Annotated in this window: 14 protein-coding genes; 2 read left to right on the forward strand and 12 right to left on the reverse strand. The window is 45.7% G+C overall.

All coding sequences use genetic code 11. From position 1 onward, the window contains the following. Positions 1-3: 3 nt before the first annotated feature. Together ABIE26_RS13155 and ABIE26_RS13160 are read right to left on the reverse strand one after the other, a co-directional pair. Positions 4-1386, reverse strand: coding sequence for a hypothetical protein (locus ABIE26_RS13155; RefSeq protein WP_310142244.1), 1383 nt, complete (start codon positions 1384-1386; stop codon positions 4-6). Further along, the gene (locus ABIE26_RS13160) at positions 1386-2753 is read right to left on the reverse strand and encodes a DegT/DnrJ/EryC1/StrS family aminotransferase (protein ID WP_310142243.1); all 1368 of its coding nucleotides are present in this window, start codon (positions 2751-2753) and stop codon (positions 1386-1388) included. Before ABIE26_RS13160 ends, ABIE26_RS13155 begins: the two co-directional genes overlap by 1 nt. 208 nt (positions 2754-2961) lie before the next feature. On the opposite strand from ABIE26_RS13160, the gene ABIE26_RS13165 reads away from it, so the two are divergent. Then, entirely contained in the window at positions 2962-4923 is a 1962-nt protein-coding gene (locus ABIE26_RS13165) for a hypothetical protein (RefSeq protein ID WP_310142241.1), read from the forward strand. 24 nt (positions 4924-4947) lie between these two features. On the opposite strand, the gene ABIE26_RS13170 is transcribed toward ABIE26_RS13165, so the two are convergent. Both ABIE26_RS13170 and ABIE26_RS13175 read right to left on the reverse strand, forming a co-directional pair. Then, positions 4948-6429: a sodium:solute symporter family protein gene (locus ABIE26_RS13170; RefSeq protein ID WP_310142239.1), complete on the reverse strand. Its 1482-nt coding sequence runs from the start codon at positions 6427-6429 to the stop codon at positions 4948-4950. Between the two features lie 34 nt (positions 6430-6463). After that, a complete protein-coding gene (locus ABIE26_RS13175; protein WP_310142238.1) occupies positions 6464-7516 on the reverse strand; it encodes a Gfo/Idh/MocA family protein in 1053 nt (350 codons plus the stop codon). Positions 7517-7895: 379 nt separating this feature from the next. Here ABIE26_RS13175 and ABIE26_RS13180 point away from each other — a divergent pair, with 379 nt between their 5' ends. Continuing rightward, the gene (locus ABIE26_RS13180) at positions 7896-8534 is read left to right on the forward strand and encodes a DUF6266 family protein (RefSeq protein WP_310142237.1); all 639 of its coding nucleotides are present in this window, start codon (positions 7896-7898) and stop codon (positions 8532-8534) included. Between the two features lie 110 nt (positions 8535-8644). Here the strand turns inward: ABIE26_RS13180 and ABIE26_RS13185 are convergent, their stop codons facing one another. The 8 genes from ABIE26_RS13185 to ABIE26_RS13220 form a co-directional block, all read right to left on the reverse strand. After that, positions 8645-9106 (reverse strand): hypothetical protein, encoded by a 462-nt coding sequence (locus tag ABIE26_RS13185; protein ID WP_310142236.1) that lies wholly within the window; start codon positions 9104-9106, stop codon positions 8645-8647. Positions 9107-9178: 72 nt separating this feature from the next. Then, complete coding sequence (locus ABIE26_RS13190) at positions 9179-9646, reverse strand: hypothetical protein (protein ID WP_310142235.1); 468 nt, start codon at positions 9644-9646, stop codon at positions 9179-9181. 57 nt (positions 9647-9703) lie between these two features. Continuing rightward, complete coding sequence (locus tag ABIE26_RS13195) at positions 9704-10807, reverse strand: DUF5017 domain-containing protein (RefSeq protein ID WP_310142234.1); 1104 nt, start codon at positions 10805-10807, stop codon at positions 9704-9706. Positions 10808-10828: 21 nt separating this feature from the next. After that, on the reverse strand, positions 10829-12667 hold the full coding sequence (locus ABIE26_RS13200) for a RagB/SusD family nutrient uptake outer membrane protein (protein WP_310142233.1): 1839 nt from the start codon (positions 12665-12667) through the stop codon (positions 10829-10831). 20 nt (positions 12668-12687) lie between these two features. Beyond that, positions 12688-15885: a SusC/RagA family TonB-linked outer membrane protein gene (locus ABIE26_RS13205; protein ID WP_310142232.1), complete on the reverse strand. Its 3198-nt coding sequence runs from the start codon at positions 15883-15885 to the stop codon at positions 12688-12690. A gap of 75 nt (positions 15886-15960) precedes the next feature. Beyond that, the gene (locus tag ABIE26_RS13210) at positions 15961-17127 is read right to left on the reverse strand and encodes an alpha/beta hydrolase family protein (protein ID WP_310142230.1); all 1167 of its coding nucleotides are present in this window, start codon (positions 17125-17127) and stop codon (positions 15961-15963) included. 160 nt (positions 17128-17287) lie between these two features. Beyond that, positions 17288-19426, reverse strand: coding sequence for a hypothetical protein (locus ABIE26_RS13215; protein ID WP_310142228.1), 2139 nt, complete (start codon positions 19424-19426; stop codon positions 17288-17290). 124 nt (positions 19427-19550) lie between these two features. Beyond that, positions 19551-20387: an N-acetylmuramic acid 6-phosphate etherase gene (locus tag ABIE26_RS13220; RefSeq protein WP_310142227.1), complete on the reverse strand. Its 837-nt coding sequence runs from the start codon at positions 20385-20387 to the stop codon at positions 19551-19553. Between the last annotated feature and the right edge of the window lie 45 nt (positions 20388-20432).

A 20432-nucleotide genomic window follows, 5' to 3' on the forward strand; every position in this document is an offset into this window, starting at 1 on the left:
GTGTTAGTTTTTTAGCAGTTTGTGTATAGCGTTCATCAATACTTTTTCAATTTCGGGGTTAGCTGCCGATGCCTGACCTGCTTCATATCCGCCTTGCTGATAACCTTCCTCGTTACAGATATAGCCCGGCCCGTAATCGCCATAGCCCGCCACCGCCACGAACAGGTCTTTGCGGTAAGCCTTGGCGGCCAGCTGGTACTCAATAAAAGGTTCTCCCGGTAAATGCAGGATACGGGCACCGCCCAGTGTAAGGCAGCTTACATCTATCTTTTTTCCTGCCTGCTGCCTGCGCAGCAGCACCAGTTTAGACATGTTATTGGCCAGGAATACCGGTGTTTCGGTACGCATCTTCTGTTCCATAGTGCCCACATCTGCTTTTAAAGGGATGCTGATGGGTGCGATGGCCCAGTGTACCTGCGCTGCGTTAATCGGTTCTTTTTTGGTAGAGTCCCAGGCACGCTTCATGCCATCGGCCAGTCTTTGCGCCAGGATCATCCGGTTAATTTTAGCGCCATCGTTGTATTTACCTGCGGTGATGTTGCCCCCTGCCCCGTTAAAATGAATGTGCAATGCCTCTGGTACGGCCAGCTGACGCATAAAACGCGCGATACCCGGAAAATCGGGATTGGCCACGCCGGTACGGTAATAACTTTGCGGATGCGTAGCATAATAACTGAGTACAGCTACCGGCTTGTCTTTGTTCCAGAAACTGATGAGGGAAACCATAGGGTCGATCAGGCCTTCCGGCTCCGCACGTATGGCCGAATCTTTGGTGGCCGATGTACGGCTGGCCTTTACCAGACCATCGGCGCCAATGATGCGGCGGTTGGAAGATACCTTATATACCCTGGCTGTGCCCAGCCCCAGATGGGTAACGGGCTGTGCCTGTGGCAATGAATTTTTAACCGCTATATCCAGGCGGCGGATGAGTTCGCGAGAGAAAGCCCCTTCGAAACTGCGGGGATTGATACCGGCAGCCAGCAGGATCTTCTCTGCACCAAAATCAGATGTGGGTGCATCGTGCTGGTGAATGGCATGGACCGCCACGCGGTCGGGCGTAGTGCCGGCAGCATTGGCAATGGCTTTTTTAAACTCGTCCTGACTGTCGTTAGAAATCCCTATCCAGTCTACCGAACAAACCACAATGGGTTTACCCGCTCCCAGCAATACAAAACCCTTGGCCCTTAAGCCCAGATCCCAGGAATTGACCATAGGATCATAGGTCAGATGCGAACCTACAGGTGGTGTAGCATCCACATCAAAGGTGCTCAGGCTTAAGCCTGCCGCCTGGTGTTTCAGTGAATCAACCGGAACAACATCGGCCTTGATGTCCAAAGCAAAGCAGCCCAGCAGGAGGCACAGTATGATGATCTTCTTTGCCTGCATTATGGAATGGTGTTTAATTTATCGCGGTTATCGTAAACTTTCATGATGGCACTGATCACATCGTCCATATCCGACTTTGTGCCCAGAAGCTGGGCAGAACCACCCAGTACAATCATTTCCTGGCCAACCAGATCGGTATTGGGCATATGGGCGGCATCCTGCTTAAAGCGTTGCAGCCTTTCGGCACTGTACATGGTCTTGTATTCCTTTAAACCCAAGATATGCTCTACCCAGGGTTCGGTGTGCAAACCTTTAATATACGGACTCAAAGGAACCCCCTCGGCACCTATTGCTTTCAGGAACTTACTGCGGTCTGCATTGTTAAAATGCTCCTTATGGTAACTCATGGCATATAAGTAGTAGCCACTGCTTTCTGTTCCCTGGTATTGTTTCTGGGGTACCAGTCCCGGGAAATCTTTCAGCCTGGAACTGAGGTAGGCCGCATTCTCGTTGCGACGGGCGAAACGATCTTTGGCACCCGGCAGCTGCCCCAGCAAAATAGCGCCTTCAAACTCGTTCATCCTGTATTTAGGCCCTATGGTGACGTTCTTTCCTTTGCGATCAGTTCCATGATTCTGTACGGTATAGACCTTATCCATTAAAGCTTCGTCGTTGCCGATCACCGCACCGCCTTCTCCACAGGAGATCTGCTTACTGGCCTGGAAGCTGAAACAGCCCAGATCGCCGATACTGCCGATCTGTTTGCCCTGGTAGCGGGCAAAATTGGCCTGACAGGCATCTTCTATAACAAATAGCTTATGTTTTTTAGCGATGGCCATGATACGTTCCATATCGCAGGGCATACCCATCATGTGCACCGGCATAATGGCCTTCGTATTTTTGTTGATCTTTCTTTCTACGTCGGCCGGGTCGAGCTGGTACGATTTAGGGTCCAGATCGGCCATAACCGGCAAAGCCCTGCTGCCTATGATGGCAGAGATGGTACCGAAATCGGTATAGGGAGAGGTAATCACCTCGTCGCCCGGACCAATACCCAGCGCTTCCACACAGGTACTCAGGGCCTGTGTTCCGGAACCTGTGCCAACGCAAAACCTTACCCCAAGCAGGCTGGCAAAGTCTTTCTCAAAAGTGGCTACCGTGCCATTTGCCAGGTTCTGGATACGGCTCCATTTACCGCTTTTGGTGGTATTTACAATAGATGCAATTACCTTCTCATCGGCCAGTACATTAGGCCAGCTGATCCATGCTTTGCTCCGGACAGGTGTGCCGCCCAGAATGGCCAGTTTCCCGTTGTCTTTTATCCGCAGATGGCCCTGCGCAGAAATGACATTGGAAAAAGCGGCCGCAATTGAAGTTGTAGTTACAGCCGCAATAAAATTTCTTCTGGAAAAGTCTGATTTTTTCATCTCATTGGTTTTGGTTGCCAGGTTTTGTAAAGCCGGTACGATTTAAGTGTACGTACCCGAATTATATCTAAGGTATGAAATCTTTTGAAACAAAAAAATATAAAATTGAAATAATTTGTGCTGAATTTAACATTTTATCAGATTCATACTACTTTAATAATCAGTATACTTATATTTACGTGTACGTAACCATAAAACACAAACCAAAATGAAACCACTACAATTATTACTATCCGCCGGTCTGCTGCTCATTTCGGCTGTTTATGCGCAGCAGCCCGTGAGCATTACAACATTGCCCGACAAGAGTGGCTTTACTGTAGCAACCAAAACAAAAGCGCTGGGTTCGGGCTTTTACGATCATGGTGTGGCCTCGCCCATCAGCAATCACCGCGGGGTGGTTGCAACAGTAGACGGCGAAGGCCGCAATGTGGTGCTGATCTGGCTGTTTGACCACCGGGGCGGCTATGCCCTGCTGATGATTGATGCCCAAACCGGGAAAAGCGAGGAGTTCCCTGTTCCTTTTGATCCCAAACAGGATACCCCCTACTCCTCTATCCTTTCATCCGGCAACAAGTTTTACACCATGTACCGCGATCACTTTGTGGAGTTCGACCCGGTAAAAAGGAAATTTACCTTTGTCAGCAAAGCCATGCCCCAAATGGCCATGGCCATGACCGAAGATGATGCCGGTAAGATCTGGGCGGTAACCTATCCCAACAGCGGATTGGTGTGCTTTGATCCGGGCAGCCGGGCATTTAAAGATTATAAGTCTGTAAACAAAGAAAACTGGTATCAGTATCAGAAAACAATGGCCGCCGATGACGCAGGCTGGATCTATTTCGGACTGGGCAATGCCGCCTGTCAGCTCTTTGCCTTTAATCCTCAAACGGCCGAAACCAAAAGCATAGTACCCCAAAACGAACGTAAACTGGGCATGGGCCTGGTATACCGCGACCTGAACGGCAAAGTATACGGACAAGTACCGGGCGATAAAGATCCCGTATATTATGAACTGTATAAAGGGGAAGGCCGAAAAAGCGAAAAATACAATACCCAAACGCTGAAACCGGTAATCACCAACACGCAAAATCTTTTCCATAAGACCTTCCCGGATGGCAGCCAGATCAAAGAACTTGACCTGGTAAACCGGGTATTGGTTACCAGCAACCCAAAAACCGGCAAAACAACGGAAGTAAACTTCAATTACTCCAGCGATGGCGCCATAGTAATGGGTGTAGGTACTGCGCCCGATGGTACCATCACCGGCGGCACAGCGTTCCCGATGCGCTTCTTTAACTACAATCTGAAACAGGACAAATGGATCAACCGCTATGCCATAGGGCAGTTTAATGCCTTAGCCAATCAGGACAATAAGGTGTTTTTCGGGGTTTACAGCGGTGGCCACCTCATAGAATGGAATCCATATCAGCCCTGGAAAGGTATTGCCGCGAAAGACAAAGCCAGCAATCCGGTTCATTTAACTACTGTTTACCCCACCATCATACGTCCATTCCGCCTGGTGGCACATCCCGATGGGCATACATTGATCATGAGCGGCACACCTCAGTACGGAGCAACCGGCGGAGGGCTGCTTTTCTGGAACAATAAGACTAAAGACAGGGTACTGCTTACCGACGAGCAGGTGGTTAAAAACCAATCGACCATGAGCATTGTACCTTTAAAGAATGGCAAATTGCTTTGCGGCAGTACCACTACCCCAGGAACCGGCGGAGAAAAAAAAGCCAAAGAAGCTGTAGTTTACCTTATGGATATAGCCAGCAAGAAGATAGAATGGCAAACTGTACTGTTCCCCGGAACGCAGGAATACAGCGAGATGCGCCTGATGCCCAATGGCCTGGTATATGGCATTGCCGACAAAAAGCTATTCTTTGTATTTGACCCGGTAAAACGCAAAGTGCTCCACCAGGAAGACCTGCTACCTACCTACGGCCGTACTACAGCCGAACAATGCCCCAGGATTTTTGTGGAAGGGCCAAAAGGTGAAATGTACATGCTTTTTAATAAGGGAGCCATCGTACAGATCGATCCGCAAAGTTATGCTTTGACGCTGATTGCTACTGCACCTTCAACCATTAAAGCGGGCGGGGATTATGCCAGTGGACGGATATTCTTCGTGAGCGGCTCTCATTTAATGAGTTACAAATTGTAATTTCCGATGGGGTTGAGGCATAATTTATGCCTCAACCCCATCTTCTTTTAAAGAATTGAGCAGCGCTTCTACTTCCGGTTTAACTTTGGTCCGGAAGAGCAGCCCGCAGCCGATGTAAATGATCATAGACGTAACAATCGGCGAAGCCAGTTCTGCGGTTAAACTTACCGTCATAAACGATTTCATTACCGCAAAAGTGATCAGCCCTCCAAAAATAGACAATAAGGCTGCCCGGCTGTCGCTGTGCTTAAATGCGGGCAGCAAACCCAGGATCATTGGGATGGCTGTTGGCCCAACCAGGGCAGAAAACCAGGTAATGATGAGACCGAACACGCCGCCAAAAGATTTGGACTGAAAGGCGATGATCAACGTAGTTACGATAAAAAGAAAGGTGGTAAGCCTGGCTATGACCAGCATTTTCTTCTGGTCAAAAGATCTCAGTTTTTTATACAATACCGGAAGGATATCCCTGGTAATAACTGCAGAAATGGTATTGGCATCAGCCGCTGTCATGGCCAGGGTATTCCCAAACATAGAAGCCAGCAATAACCCGATCAATCCGTGCGGCAGGAATTTCATGGCCATCATGGCATAAGACTGGGTAGGATCGGCGAGGTCTTTGATAAAGATCGGCGCCGCAAACATCGGAAAAAACAGGATCAGCGGCCAGATCAGGTACATCAGCATGGAAAGTGTAGCGGCCTTACGGGCTTCGGTACCCGATGGCGATGAAATGAACCGGGTAGCCAGGTGCCAGGTGCCACCACTAAAACTGAAAAAACAGATCACCGTAAAGGAAATGGCAAAAGCGGGAGTATAGGGGCCATTGTACAGCTGCCCATGTGCGGCAGGCAACCTGTCCCACATGGTAAATATACCGTTAAAGCCATCGCCCAATTGTGCCAGTACCATCACCATCATGATGATCCCTGCGGTAAACTGGATCAGAAAAGAAGCCAGATCGTTCACCACATCGGCCCATAGGCCGCCCATGGTAATGTAGAGCATACTCACCAGCCCGGCGGTTAAAATCCCGGTGCCCAGAGGCAGACCTGTAAAAGCATTCAGCAGGATGCCAATGGCTGCCCATTTTGCCCCTACATCAAATATTTTAATGATCACCCCGCTCCATGCCATTACCTGTTGTGTAGGCAGGTTATAACGGGTGGCCAGGTATTCGGTGGGCGACTGTATGCCGGCCTTAGAGCGGAGCCTTGCCCAACGGGGCGCAATAAACAATACGGTACCCACCATGGCAATGGCAATACTTAAGGCCCACCACATGTAAAGTGTAAAGCCATAATTATAGGCAATAGCCGCATAGGCCACAAAAACGGCACCGCTATAACCTGAAACGTGGTGCGAAATCCCCGACAACCACCAGGGCAGTTTGCCGCCGGCAGTATAAAAATCAGCCGAAGATTTAATTTTGGTATAGCCCCATATCCCCATCAAAACGAGAAGCAGAAAGTATGCGGCCAGTACGATGTAATCAATTTTTTCCATTTGTGTTTGGTTTTATTTGTGGCTGATCTGAGGGCTAGAGTAGAAGTTTTACCTGCTGGCCGGTTTGCGCGCTTTTGTAAATGGCCAGAACGATCTCTACGGATTTACGGCCTTCTGCCCCATCGATGAGCAATTTGCCATTGTTATAAATGGCAGCTATCATATTTTCGATTTGTTTCTGGTGCCCGGCATAGCTAATGGCCTTTGGATCGGATACCCCGCCACTGGAATTGTGGCTGCCAGGGGCTGCGTTGATCTGTTCGTCCTGCGCTGTCTGATCTTTGAACTGCCACTGGATAATGTCGTTGTCTTCCATCACCACTGTACCTGCAGTGCCCATAACTTCGATTTTTTTATAGGTACCCGGATAAACCGCGGTAGAGCACTCAATGGTGCCCATGCCCCCGTTGGCAAACTTTAAAATGGCCACCAGGGTGTCTTCCACTTCTATGTTTTTGTGTTTGGCATTCCCTGCAATGGCCATTACAGATTCAACAGGCCCCATGCACCATTGCAGCATATCCACATTGTGGATGGCCTGGTTCATGAGTGCCCCGCCTCCGTCCAGCTCCCAGGTACCCCGCCACTTGTTGGAAGCGTAATATTCTGGTGTACGGCTCCATTTTACATAAGCACTGCCCAGGGTCAACTGCCCGAAACGGCCAGCGTCTATCGCCTTTTTCAAATCCAGGCTACCCTGGTAAAAGCGGGTTGGGAAGACTACAGCTATTGCTACATTTTTTTGCCTGGCCGCCGCGATGATCTTATCGGTCTTTTCCAGTGTTACTTCTATTGGTTTTTCAATCAGGCAGTGTTTACCGGCTTCAATTGCCTTCAATGCGGGTTCCAGGTGCGCGCCGGATGGAGTACAGATGCAAACGATATCCAGTTCTTTTGTTTGCAGCAATTCATCCAGCGAATAATAAGCTGTACAATCGTATTGTTTTGCAAATTCATCTACTTTGGCTTTTGTTAAGCTATAGGCGCCCAGCAATTTTGCGTTTTTAATGGCCTTGATGGCCTGCGCATGAATACCGGCTATGGCACCTGTTCCTATTATTCCAAAACCAATTGTTCTGTGTTCCATTTAAGGGCGGTTTTAAATCTGGTTTAGCGTACGTTACGCTTTTCGGTAACGTACACGTTGCTGCTACTAAAGTATAATTTTTTAGTCAGAAACACTAGCGAATATTTAAATAAAAGTTTTTTATGCTTAGGACCGGAAAAAGATCTGTTTCTTCACAAGCTTAGGGTTTCTTCACACCTGGTTCACACATCCTTCACACCAAACCCACAAACAGGTACCTTTTTGTGAAGAAAGTGTGTGGAATGTGTGTATCATGTGAGGCCGAGCTACCCACCATACCCAGCGGATAAGACTACCAACCCCGAACAACGCCCGACTTAAAAAATAAGTATATAATTTGTATATTGCAAGTAACTAACAACAAATTATTTATAAAAATATGGGAAGAATAAAAAAAGGAATCCTTGGTGGATTCTCAGGGAAAGTGGGCACCGTGGTTGGTGCCAGCTGGCGGGGCATTGATTACATGCGGAGTTTACCTGAAACGAGCAATAAACCTGCAACTCCAGCGCAATTGGCACAACAAAACAAGATGGCCATGTTCAGGGGCTTTTTACTGGGGCTGGATGACATCATTGAGCGTTGTTTTCAAAACATCAAAAAGTACACCCCGATGAACGATGCTTTATCCAACAATATGCTGCATGCAGTTGCAGGAGTTTATCCTGACCAAAGTATAGCGTTTGATCAATTGCTGTTCAGTAAGGGTGAGTTGCTAGGCGCCTGGGGAGCAGAGGCGGTTGCGGCAACAGGTAATGCAATAGATTTCATGTGGGAAAATGGCCGCTATAGCCCTCTGCGTTCGGCCACAGACCAGGTGACCGTAGTAGTGTATGATCCGATAGCACAACAATTCTGTAAGCTGGAAAATGCGGCCTTAAGGTCCGAAAAAATAGCACGGCTCATTCTTCCTGAAACATTTAAAGGACACGAAGTACACTGTTACCTCAGTTTCTATTCGGAAGGCAGGGAAGTTGCTTCTACCAATGAGTATTTAGGGCTGGTTGAGGTGGTTTGAAAAAATCCCGACCTTAAAAAGGCCGGGATTATAAGGACTACTCCGGATGCACCCGAAAGGTATTTCATGAACAGATTATATGATATGCTTTTGCTTAAAATGCATAAAGTTTAAGGACAATAATCAGCTGGACCTCCAAGCAGGTAGGGTTCGTTAGCGATCTGATATCCGGTACCTGGCCTTAACTCGTACCAGGCAGTAGTGGTTGTAGTTTCATGGGTGATGTAATCATAATCTTCAGCCCAATATGCCTGTCCGAAAGCATCTCCTTCAATCTGAGCGGCACTTCCTGTAAAATTCTGGTCGTACTTAGTACCACAATTTGTACGCGATACATACTTAATGTTAAGATTAACGTAGGGATCTGAGGCTGGAATAGTAGCTTCAGCATCCTGCCAAAACAGAACATGGGTACTATAGCCAGTGTAAGTAGGAGACCAGCTACCGGGAGTAAAACCCAACTGAACATATACTGTTTGCGCATGTGTAGTTACTGCATTGACAAATAGTAAAGCAAGTGCTAAAAGCGTTGACTTTAAAAGAAATTTTGATTTACTGATTAAATTTTTCATCTGTTGTAATTTGTTTTTTTAATTGTAACGAAGCTATCAGGTTTTATTCATGTCAAAAATCAAGATGGTTTTTTATGGGAATATTACATCTTGAGTTGCAACCTGGTATCCAGAAGAAGGTTCAACTATAACTCCCATGAAATAGTCATAGTTGTCTTCAATATGACCACAGTCGGCATACCTTAGGTTCTCATGCCTGCCATAATATAAATAAGTTGCGCTGTTGAAATCAGCTATTGTCATCGTGTCGTCTGTAGTCCATTGTTGCTCTATCGCACAACTGTTATAAAATACCATTGATCCGGTTTTAAATTTAACATTGCCGCTATATGTGGTCGGTATGGTACAGGCCGCATCCGCATAAGCCTTCATTTCCAATACCCAGGGAAGAGGATCACTGGATGCCACTCCGTCATACCTTACTTCAATCTGGATGTATTGGGCGAAACTGCTTGTTGCGCTGGCAATCATTAGAAATAGGCCTAATGCAAAAGATTTGATAAGCAAACCTGATCTGTTGATTAAATTGTTCTTTTTCATTGTTTAAAATGGTTTATGATGATGGCTTCATTTGACCGGGCGGAGCCTTTCCCTATCTTACGGTGTAATCGTTACTGTGATTTCTCTGACTACAGATTTGGTTTCATCAATTGTACGGTTTGCCGCAACGAACACCACTTTATAAGTACCTGGTGTTGTATAGATGTACTTATGCTGTTTCAACGGCTGATTGTTGTAAAGTTTTATCGATTCAGGGTAATCTGGCTCAATGGAAATTCTATCGATGTCGATAGCCTTACTTATTGCCCAATGTTCTACTTCAGGATCGTTATAAGGGCTGGAAGGATCAAATGGAACAAATTTAGGGAATACAGCATTGGCATCAAATCCAGGATCTCGGGGATCATATTTTGGATTTTTTGGGTCGTACATCGGATCATCCGGATTGTAGATAGCCAACCCTGGGTGCCTGTACAAATTGCCCTGGAGAGTAATCCTACTGGTTGTCACCAATGAAAGCGCCCGGGCATCGTTTACCTTATTGTCATCAACTATCCTGAAACCTGCATTAGCCTGATTAGCCAATACAATGGGCGATGTTCCATCATATTGCACCTTGCTTTTAATGGCAAATCCCTGGACAAACCATTGGCGGGCGATACCATTGGCAGCCTGTGACTTTGTAAGGTATCTAAAGCCGATATAAAGTGGTTTGCCAGGCACCTTAAGCGCTGAAATGTCTCGGGAGATATCCTGGGATGCGGGAAGGGCAGGAACAACAGGTACAAATGTAGCATTAGTCGCTAACGGCCACCTGCTGGTGATGTCAGTCCAGGTTGCTTTCTTTAGGGCAGCAACGCTTGAATAATCTCCGTTAAAATCCGTCGAATACATAATTGCCAACTGGTTGACCTGAGCACCAAGCTGCACACTGTTTTGGAGTTCCATGGTAAGGGAGGCCGCTGATATATCAATAGTTCTGCCTTCTTTATAGGCGTATTGCTTATTAATCTCTCCCGAATAAAAAGAAATTTCGTCAGCGGCTCCACCTTTGATGTTGAAAAATACCTCGTCTCCCACCTTATAAGAAGTTTTATCAAGTGTTACTTCAAAATCAGGGGCAGAGGACACCTTTAATTCTTTAGAGCAGGACACCAACAAAAGCATCCCGGCTACCATACTATAATATCTAAGTCTCATATTTTAATTTCTTTAAATTAACTACCAAAACGGATTTTGGACCATCAATTGATTTGTAGACGTTTCTGAGCTGGGTATCGGCATGAACTGGTGTTTCCTTTCAACATTTCTGAATATCTGAGAGAAGAAAGGAGTTGTTGGAACTTCAATAGCTAACCTGTCTGCAATATCCTGCATTACCGGAAAAAATATTCCCCAGCGCAACAAATCTGCTTTTCTTAAGCCTTCATAATTCAGTTCCCGGAACCGCTCATTCTGAATAACCTCAAGAAATGCTGCTTTGGAAGCAGTTTGTGCAGGCGTCAATTCTGCATCGGTAAGCAGGTTGATGGCAGCTGTTGCTGTAGCACCTGTTCCACCGCCACCGGTAATCGTAACCGTTGGCACTGAAGTGTATTTACCTTCTACGTTAAATAAAACAGCAGTCAGATCGCGTGACAGGTTTATAGCGGTTACCCTTCCGCCTGAAATTACAGCAGTTCCCGTAGCTGTTGCCCCCCCTACACCTGCAGAAAAAGTTACCGTTGGCGCAGTGGTATAACCAGCCCCCCCATTGGTAACCGTTACAGATTTAACGCCGGTAGACCAGGATCTTTTTCTTACCCGGTTTACATACTCTATCGCAGTTGCGCTAGGTGTACCATTCACTTCGTTATCTGCCTCTGCATACATTAGCAATATATCTGCAAAGCGTAGAAGCGGCACGTTAGTAGGAGTAACCGTTGTTTTCGGTGCAACCACTTCAAACTCCCTTCTCCATTTCCCTGGTTTCATTTGGGCTTTAACGCCCTCATTAGCTGGTAAAGCCGACATTGTTTTAGGGCTGGTAGCTACTGCCGGGTAGCCAAAATGCACAGTACTCCACCACTTTCGGTTATCGCCCGGCTCAAATGCATTGTAAAATTTAGAAGTAATATTGAAATAGGCCACAGCCGTGCCATTGGCTGAGCTGGCAACAGAAGAAGGTCCATTTATATAACCCATATTGGTTGTTTCATTGAGACTGGCATCCGTACCATTACCCCAAAATTCTGCCTCCCAAATGCTTTCTTTGATATCGTATTTATCCGCAACCAGGTTGATAAATATCTGTGAGTAACTTGGATTTAAAGCATGGGCAGCTTCAGCATCGTCAATTACCTTCTTACTCCATTTAATTACCTCAGTATATCTGGTTTTATCCTTGAGCGGCTCGCCGGCCATATATAAATTAACGCGCGCCAGCATACCACGCACAGCAGATTTGCTGATTGCACCGCCATAACCAAGAGAAGTAATACCCGGAACCAGCGGTTCTGCAGCTTCCATATCTTTCACAACCTGATCGTAAGTTTCTTTTAATGTAGACCGGGCAATGTCCACCTCAACAATAGAGCTTGTAGCCGTCAATTTTAAGGGCACACCTCCATAATTGGTAGCAAGTACGGAATAAAAATATCCTCTTAAAAAATACATCTCACCGCGGATTACATCCCGAACGGCCTGGCTGATTCCAGGATTTTTATCCAGGTTGGCCAGTACCACATTTGCACGGTTGATCCCATTGTACAGGGTACTCCAAAGGTTATTGTTATAGGCATCACCAGTAGAATAGTTATAAAACATCGGCCCGGTTGGCGGAGTTGGCCTGTTATAGTAACCTTCATCTCCCTGCCATGCAAACAGGTAGTTAGCATTACTGCCCCATAAACCGGAAGTTCCTAAAATATGGTAAACGCCTGCCCGGGCAAATCTTAAATGCTCTTCGGTCTCATAATAGTCTTTAGGATCAATAAAATCAGCCGGTTCTGTTTCCAGGTATTTCTTACATGAGCCCAGGCTCAACAGAAGAAATAATACGATATAATATTTTATTTTCATTTTAGTTAGAATTAATAGGTTTAAAAAGAAGCTTTCAAACCAAATACAATGGTACGTGCTTGCGGATAGGAAGAATAGTCATATCCTGGCGTAAGTATAGAGTTACGGGTTGAGACCTCTGGATCCATTCCGGTATATTTGGTCCAGGTGATCAGATTCTGCGCCGCCAGGTTTAGGGTTAAACTACTTAAATATAAACTTCTAAGATACTTGGCAGGGATAGAATAATTTAAGGATAATGTCTTTAACCTTAAGTAGGAACCATCTTCAACCACCCTGGATGAATGGAAGCCTATAGGGCCTTGTCCGCGTGTTTTGTAATTGGCATTGGTCTGGTTTTCTGGTGACCAGCGGTTGGCATAACTGGCAAATTGATTGATCAGCGCATAACCATTGCTGTTCCCTTCCAGCAGCAAGCGGTTTGCATTGTATAGATCATTTCCATAAGACCACTGGAAGAACACATTTAGCCCAAATCCTTTATAATTAAAATTATTGCTGAATCCACCAGTATGGATTGGCTGTCCACGACCAATGAAAGTCATATCAGCTTCTGTCATAATACCGTCTCCATTCAGATCTCTGTATTTTATTTCGCCAGGGGTAACAGCTGTGGTCCTGTTGCCCTGACTACTGGCTACCGTTGGTTTTAATACGTACACGCCTGGCGCCGTTTCGTCAAAATCACTATACTGGTAATTACCTTCCCAAATATAGCCGATCATCATACCTGCGGGTCTTCCAATTTCGGCCATATATAAAGGCTTAGAGAATTGGCTAACATATGAAGCATTTGTAAAAAGTGCCCTTTTGCCCACTTCCAATTCCATGATCTTGTTTTTGTTGAAGCTGATGTTAAAATTACTTTGCCAGGTAAAATGCTCAGACCTGATGATGTCTCCGTTTAAGGTAATTTCAATACCATCATTTTGTAGTTTACCCACATTTTTATTTGCCCGTGCAAAACCGGTAGTTGGCGGCAGCTCTGCGTCTAATAACAGATCGTCATTTATTTTTCTGTATAGGCCAAGCTCCATGGTAAAGCGGTCTTTCAGCACTCCCAATTCGAGTCCCAGATCCATAATGGTGGCTTTTTCCCAGCGCAAATCCCTATTCCCAACATTTGAAATATTTACTTGCCCTACCGGCATGCCATTGTTAAAGGAATAACCATCCAGGGTTTGCTGCAATTGTGCATTTTTAGCGAAGTCTCCTACCCTGTTATTCCCATTGCTTCCATAACTCATCCTAAGTTTTGATGTAGATACAAAAGGCAGCGCTTTTGCAAAGAAGCCTTCTTTATGCATATTCCATGCTACTGCACCTGCAGGGAAATACCCCCATTTATTATTAAATTTAGAAGAACCATCAATTCTTATTGCTGCTGTGACTATATATTTTGATTTGTAACTGTAATCCCATCTGGAACCGTAAGATACCATGGTCTGTAAACTCGATGATATTCTTGGATTATAAATTGTCCCCTGGTCCAGTCCTTCCATTCCGAGTACTTCATTGGGCAGGTTTCTTCCACTATAACCATTTAGCGAAAGGCTAATGCTGTTCAATTCAAATAATCCTAATCCCTTTATAGTATGGTCTTTATTGAAGGTCTTTTCATAATTAATGGTATTGGAGTTTGAAAAATAATTCTGATTGGTAGTTAAAATAGACCCATTCACCCCGTTTGAATTGGTTATATTTGTTCTTCCCTGGGTTGTTCTGCTGTTATAAAACCTTTCTGCAACAACCTTGTTGTGACGGATACCTGCAGTACTTTTTAATGTAATGTGGTCATTAAGGATATAATTTAGGGAACCATTGGCTTCAAAAAGATTCGTCAGGTTAACTTCATGCTGATTTTCCAGGTCTCTAATGGGGTTTATCCTGATATCAGAAGCAGTTACGGCAAGGTCATCTGCATCTTCTTCTACTAAATCCTGTTCTATAAAGGCAGAAATAGGGCGGTACATCCATGCCCTTGGCAAAATAAATCCTGTAGGGTTTGATGCACCTACAGAACCCTGGTTAAGAATTTTCCCATTTTGTTTGACCCCACTGTAATTAACGGTTAAACCAGCTGTAAACCTTTTACTTATCGTCTGGTCTAACTTCAGATTTCCGTTATAGCTGTTGTAGCCGGTTTTGATAATAACTCCGCGCTGATCGAAGAACGATCCGGATACGGAGTACTTTGTTTGCTCGGTTCCTCCCCTCAAACTCAGGTTATTTTTACTGATCAGGCCGGTTTGTATAGCCAGATCCTGAAAGTCTACCCCTTTTACTCCTATATAATCTTCGGGTGTTTTATTTCTTCCCAAAACAGGATCGTAAGCAAAATATGCCCTTACACTTGCCTGTGTAGGATTTAGCTCATTCTGGTATTTAACAAACTCATAGGGGCTCATCACTTCAATTGGCTTTGGCTCCAGTTGCACTCCATACGAAGTATTAAAACCAAATACCGGCTTTCCTATTTTTCCTCTTTTTGTAGTGATTACAACTACGCCATTAGATCCCCTTGCACCATAGATCGCTGTAGAGGATGCGTCTTTCAGGATCGTCATGGATTCAATGTCATCAGGATTTATAGTAGCTGGGTCAAGGTCTTCAACCGGAAAACCATCTATTACAAACAATGGGGCAGTACTTTGTGTTAATGAGCCAACTCCCCTGATTACAATATTAATCCCTCCACCAGGCTGACCATCGCTTGCAGCAACCTGTACACCTGCCACGCGACCGGCAAGGGCTTCTGCAAAGGTACCTACTGGCGCCTGGTTCAAATCTTTGAGGTTAACTACCCCCACGGCACCGGTCAGGTCCTTTTTTTTAGCAGAGCCATAGCCTATAATTACCGTTTCATTCAGCGACTGCTCATCCGCCTCCAACCTCACACTAATCGTAGTTCTCGTGCCTACCGTAAGTTCCTGTGTTTTAGATCCCACAAAAGTAAACACCAGTACATCGGTGCTTTTTGCCTGGATGCTGTATTGCCCCTGGTTACTGGTCGACACAGCTTTGGTGCTTCCTTTTATCTTTACGCTAACCCCCGGGATTGGCTGCCCGTTAGACGCTTCGACAACTGCACCTTTAATTGTTTTTAAATCTTGAGCGAATACCTGCCCCGGGACTAGTGCGGCAAGTAAAACGACCAGGAGCAAACCCCATTTGGGGATTTGCCATGGACTTTTGGTGTTAAAGTAAATTTTCAGCATGTTATGTGGTTTAATTTTAAGTTTTGTGGTTATTATACATTATCGTGTGCGTACCCGATATTTAGCAATAAAAAATTAAAAGAGCAGTTTATCAGTTACCGCCCGGTGATCAAGTGCAGCATCTATAAACTTATACGCTTCCTGTCTCGTTTCCGGAGGGAAGTCATGCCCGGCATCGGGGTACCTCACCTGGAGCTTATCGCCCGCCTTAAAAAGACGGTAAACCTCAGCTATACCTGCCACCCCCTCTTTTACCCCATTTACATCAAAATTCGCATCTCCGGTTGGGGAATTGGAGAAAAAAGGCCTTGGAGCCAGGGCCGCTATGGCCCCATCAAAATTAAAGGGTACTTTAGCAGCGTCCAGCTGGTATTTATCCCTGATTAAAGGCATGTAGCGGGTCTGTGCCCATGGCCCCAGCTTTCCTCCATGTTTTTTAGTGACCTCGTCCCCGGCATTGTAATGCTCCATTAAGGTCCAGCCACAGCTGGAAACGGTCACTTTGACCCGCTCGTCAAATGCCCCGACAAAAATGGCATTATGTCCACCCAGGGAATGTCCGATCACACCGATATGGTTGGGATCAACATCCTTCCTGGATTGCAGCAGGTCTATACAGCGCATGTGGTTAAAAATGGCTTTCATGGTTCCCGATTGGTACCGGTCTTTTTCAAAATCGTAGTCCTTTAAATCCCCGAAACTGGGATAATCGGGGGCAATGACCACATAGCCCCTTTGAGCCAGTTCTTTGGCGTAGGCCCTATTCGGTTTGGGATCGATGCCACTGACTGCCCCCTTACCCAGCGCACTTGTACCGTGCAGCACCAGCATTGCGGGGAGTTTTTGCGCTTTCCTCCGCTGTCGCGGTATATATAAATATGCAGGTAATATTTCATCAGGCGCTACGGTAAAACGAATGGTATAGCGGACATGGTCTGGCTCTGCAAGGCTATCGATTACCTGTACATTTAAAGCAGGCAGATGGTTACGGTCGGGCAATTTGCCCATGGCCTGCTCCATGCCTTCAATAATTTGTTTACGCTTGAGCTGCCAGTCGGAAAGGTTCCTGACGACGGTTGTTTTTCCGGATTTACCGGTTAAATAAAGCAGGCTGTCTTTCGGGTTTAATACAGTTAAAACAGGCGCCATCAGCTTTGGTACAGCGATGCTGTTTCCTCCGCAAAGAATGAGTATTGATATTGTAATAAGAAGCCGTTTGGTCAGATCAGTCATCTTTATCATAACAATTTTATTCCCCTGTACAAATAACCAGATAATCAGCATTTTGCATTTTACGGTTACGTACCCTAATATACATCAAAGTTTTAAAAAAACAAACCTAAATCACATTATTTTATCATTAAAACTTTGTAAATAAATATTTTATTGGACTTTTGCTTATTTAGCCCAGTATTTCTGCATAAACTTTCACTTTGTTTAAGTCGAAATCCAAAACCGCATAGCCTTTTTCAGCTTTCCGGATAGCGACTTTCCGCCGTTCATCTCCCAGTTCAGGGCTCATCACTTTCAAGTCCGATAGTTTAAACTGAGCTGTATTGATTTTAAACTGCAATGCATTGTTCTGAATTTTTGAACCTATATCTGCAAGGATGCTGATCCCCGCATTGTCTTTAATTGTAGGATGCGGAATACCGGTTAATGCAGTGTTCATTAGATGGATAACGGGCTTACCTTTATAGCTCCTAACCCGGGCTACCCAGCCCTTTTCGCCCGAAACCTGGCGTAAAACAGGTTGCAGCTTGCCTTCAGCCAGCATCTTTCCGAGCACATCCGATTTGGTGACCGGATCTACCAGGTGCAGGTTTTTATACTTTGCTTTCACCAGCTGATCGGATAACGGGTTTGCACGCTTAAAGCCCTTTTCGTCGTGCGTCCCAAAGGGAAGGGACATCCATGCCTTGCCACCAGCAGCCAGATAAGATTGAATTGCTTTAAACTGCTGTTCGGACACACACCCTACACCGTCCAGCACCAAGGGGGTACTTTCCTTTTTCAATGCCGCAGCATCAGCAAGTTCTTCGTACCGCACAAAACGGTAACCTATACTATTTTCGACCAGCTTTTTTGACCAGGCCTTGGCATGGTCCCAATGCTCCAGACCATCTGCTCCGCGCCAGCCATTGTCTTTGCAAAGTTTATTGTTCACTACCCTTACCTCCACCAGGTCTTTACCGTCGCGGGGATTAAGGTCGTTATGTTTTACCTCCCATAAATTGGAAGGCCTGATCACATCTTCCATTTCCATGGCATCGGCAGGGTCTTCCTCCAGGCGCTGGTTGTGGGTACTGCTCCAGTTGGCTACTCCCCAGAAGCGGCTCAATGCCCAGCCCAGGTAGCCTCCTTTTTCATAAATGGTATAACTCAGTGCCATTGCCGGTGCATTACCGCGCTTGTCGGCTATGTCTTTTTGGTTCAGGGCCTCGGCATCCATCTTTAGCCAGTCTACACTCTTTATATTGGTACCTACGTTTTCGAGCATAAAAAAGTCGAGGTACGGCGCCATTTTTTCCAGGTCGAGCGAAATGCCATTCAGTACAATAGGCCCCGTACTGGAGCAGCAGGACATCAAAGGTTTATCACCGGCAATACCCTTTACCATTTTTACATGGTCAACAATCACATCGGTTTTCATCCTCAGCCAATCCCGGAAAGCCGGATTTTCATAATTGCCCCATTGCAGCATCGGTTTGCTTACATCGCCCCAGAATTCTTTTTCCCCGAATTTTGGTATTTCATGACCATAGTCTTTCTTGAAACGGTCGCGGCAATACTTACAACCGCAGGTGGTAAGGCCCGAATAATCGCACATGTCATCTACTTCTATCCCATCCAGGGGCACTTCTTTAAAAAGTCTTTCCAGGTATTTGGCGTGCATATCCAGGAAACCGGGATTGTTGTGACAAAAGGTTTCCATCTGGTACTGCCGCGCATAGCCCCTGCTCCCATCGCGGATATCCACTTCGCAGATGTCTTTAAAGAAATGGCCCTCATACTGCGCAAACTCAGCGGCTTTAGGATCGTGAAACAACAGCACATGATGCCGCTGTCCGCGGTGCAGCTTACGGAATTCTTCCTGTCCGCGTGGCCTTTCCACATGGTTGCAGGAATAATGGTCCATAAATTTTATGTCGTATTTATGCAGTTCGTCGCATACATTGGCCATATAACCATGCAGCTGACCGAAATAATTGGAAAAATCGAAACGGATGTGCCAGCCATAATGAATGGCCATATCTATTTTAGCCTCCGCAAAAGCAGCAGCCCTGCGTTTGATCCTGTCTACCACCTTTTTCTGCGACCACTGCAGGTCTTCGATGGTTACCCACCAGCTGGCGGTACGGCGCGGCACAAAAGGTACGGAAGGCCCCTGGTTATTCGATAGGATCAGTTTTCGGGGATCGGCAATGGCAGGCTCTGGGCTATGGGCATGAACTGCAGAAAAGCCATCTGCCAGCACCAGTCCGAGGCCGCTTAACGACATCTTTTTGATAAAATCCCTGCGATCATTAGTGTGTTTCATTGATGTTGTTTATATGATTTAAAAGGAGGAACCAATTCAATAAAAATTTTCAGATACTACCCGTACATCCTTGCGCTGAAGCTCATGATACTAATATAAGAACAATTGTGTACGTTACCGAAATTTAATTATTTTTTTTTGTTGCCCGGCCATAACTGTTTAATTTATCCATTGCAGCTTTAACCGATCCATGTGCAAGCAGAATTGATTTAGCTTCGGCATAGTCTTCAATCCCTGCTTTTTGCATCAGGATTTTTACCGCCCGATCCAGAATTTTATCATTGATCAGTTTAACATTTACCATGGAATTCCCTTCAACCCGTCCAAGTCTGATCATTACCGTAGTAGAGATCATATCAAACAGCATTTTCTGTGCAGTGCCGCACTTCATTCTTGTGCTACCGGTAATAAATTCAGGCCCTGTTATGACCACTACCGGATAATCAGCCTGTTCAGCTATTGGAGTAGCAGGATTACTGACAATGCAGCCTGTGGTAACATTTGCTGCCCTGCATTTCTTCAGGGCTTCCAATACAAAGGGTGTGGTTCCGCTTGCTGAAATACCAACAACAATATCGCCCGGGTTGATCCCTGCCTTCAGCAAGGCATCCCAGCCCTCATTCAGGTCATCCTCTTTTTCTTCCAGCGCATCAGCCAGGCGATCAATTCCTCCGGCAAGAATGGAATTATATGTCCCTTTGGGCAGACCATAAGTCGTAGGAAGCTCGATCACGTCCAGGACAGATAACCGCCCACCACTTCCTGCGCCTAAATAAAACATCCGCCCGCCGGCCTTTAGTTTGTCCACTATTGCTGTAATCAGCTTATTTATATCCGGAAGAACAGCTTTTATTGCTGCGGCTACTTTTTCATCTTCCTGGTTAATGTAACCTGTCAGTTCTTCGACTGACCTGTTTTCCAATTGATCGTACAGGGACGATTGCTCTGTAATTGATGTCATATGTATTGCGTTTTTTGTTCGGTTTTAAATACAAATATAAACGCA

The sequence above is a fragment of the Pedobacter africanus genome, assembly GCF_040548825.1.
Lineage (GTDB): Bacteria > Bacteroidota > Bacteroidia > Sphingobacteriales > Sphingobacteriaceae > Pedobacter > Pedobacter africanus_A.

Bases quoted from the DNA above. Each gene is read 5' to 3' on its own strand.
- ABIE26_RS13215 (WP_310142228.1), bottom strand. From the start codon at position 19,426: ATGAAACACACTAATGATCGCAGGGATTTTATCAAAAAGATGTCGTTA.
- ABIE26_RS13180 (WP_310142237.1), top strand. From the start codon at position 7,896: ATGGGAAGAATAAAAAAAGGAATCCTTGGTGGATTCTCAGGGAAAGTG.
- ABIE26_RS13170 (WP_310142239.1), bottom strand. From the start codon at position 6,429: ATGGAAAAAATTGATTACATCGTACTGGCCGCATACTTTCTGCTTCTC.
- ABIE26_RS13195 (WP_310142234.1), bottom strand. From the start codon at position 10,807: ATGAGACTTAGATATTATAGTATGGTAGCCGGGATGCTTTTGTTGGTG.
- ABIE26_RS13155 (WP_310142244.1), bottom strand. From the start codon at position 1,386: ATGCAGGCAAAGAAGATCATCATACTGTGCCTCCTGCTGGGCTGCTTT.
- ABIE26_RS13210 (WP_310142230.1), bottom strand. From the start codon at position 17,127: ATGATAAAGATGACTGATCTGACCAAACGGCTTCTTATTACAATATCA.
- ABIE26_RS13190 (WP_310142235.1), bottom strand. From the start codon at position 9,646: ATGAAAAAGAACAATTTAATCAACAGATCAGGTTTGCTTATCAAATCT.
- ABIE26_RS13220 (WP_310142227.1), bottom strand. From the start codon at position 20,387: ATGACATCAATTACAGAGCAATCGTCCCTGTACGATCAATTGGAAAAC.
- ABIE26_RS13200 (WP_310142233.1), bottom strand. From the start codon at position 12,667: ATGAAAATAAAATATTATATCGTATTATTTCTTCTGTTGAGCCTGGGC.
- ABIE26_RS13185 (WP_310142236.1), bottom strand. From the start codon at position 9,106: ATGAAAAATTTAATCAGTAAATCAAAATTTCTTTTAAAGTCAACGCTT.
- ABIE26_RS13160 (WP_310142243.1), bottom strand. From the start codon at position 2,753: ATGAAAAAATCAGACTTTTCCAGAAGAAATTTTATTGCGGCTGTAACT.
- ABIE26_RS13175 (WP_310142238.1), bottom strand. From the start codon at position 7,516: ATGGAACACAGAACAATTGGTTTTGGAATAATAGGAACAGGTGCCATA.
- ABIE26_RS13165 (WP_310142241.1), top strand. From the start codon at position 2,962: ATGAAACCACTACAATTATTACTATCCGCCGGTCTGCTGCTCATTTCG.
- ABIE26_RS13205 (WP_310142232.1), bottom strand. From the start codon at position 15,885: ATGCTGAAAATTTACTTTAACACCAAAAGTCCATGGCAAATCCCCAAA.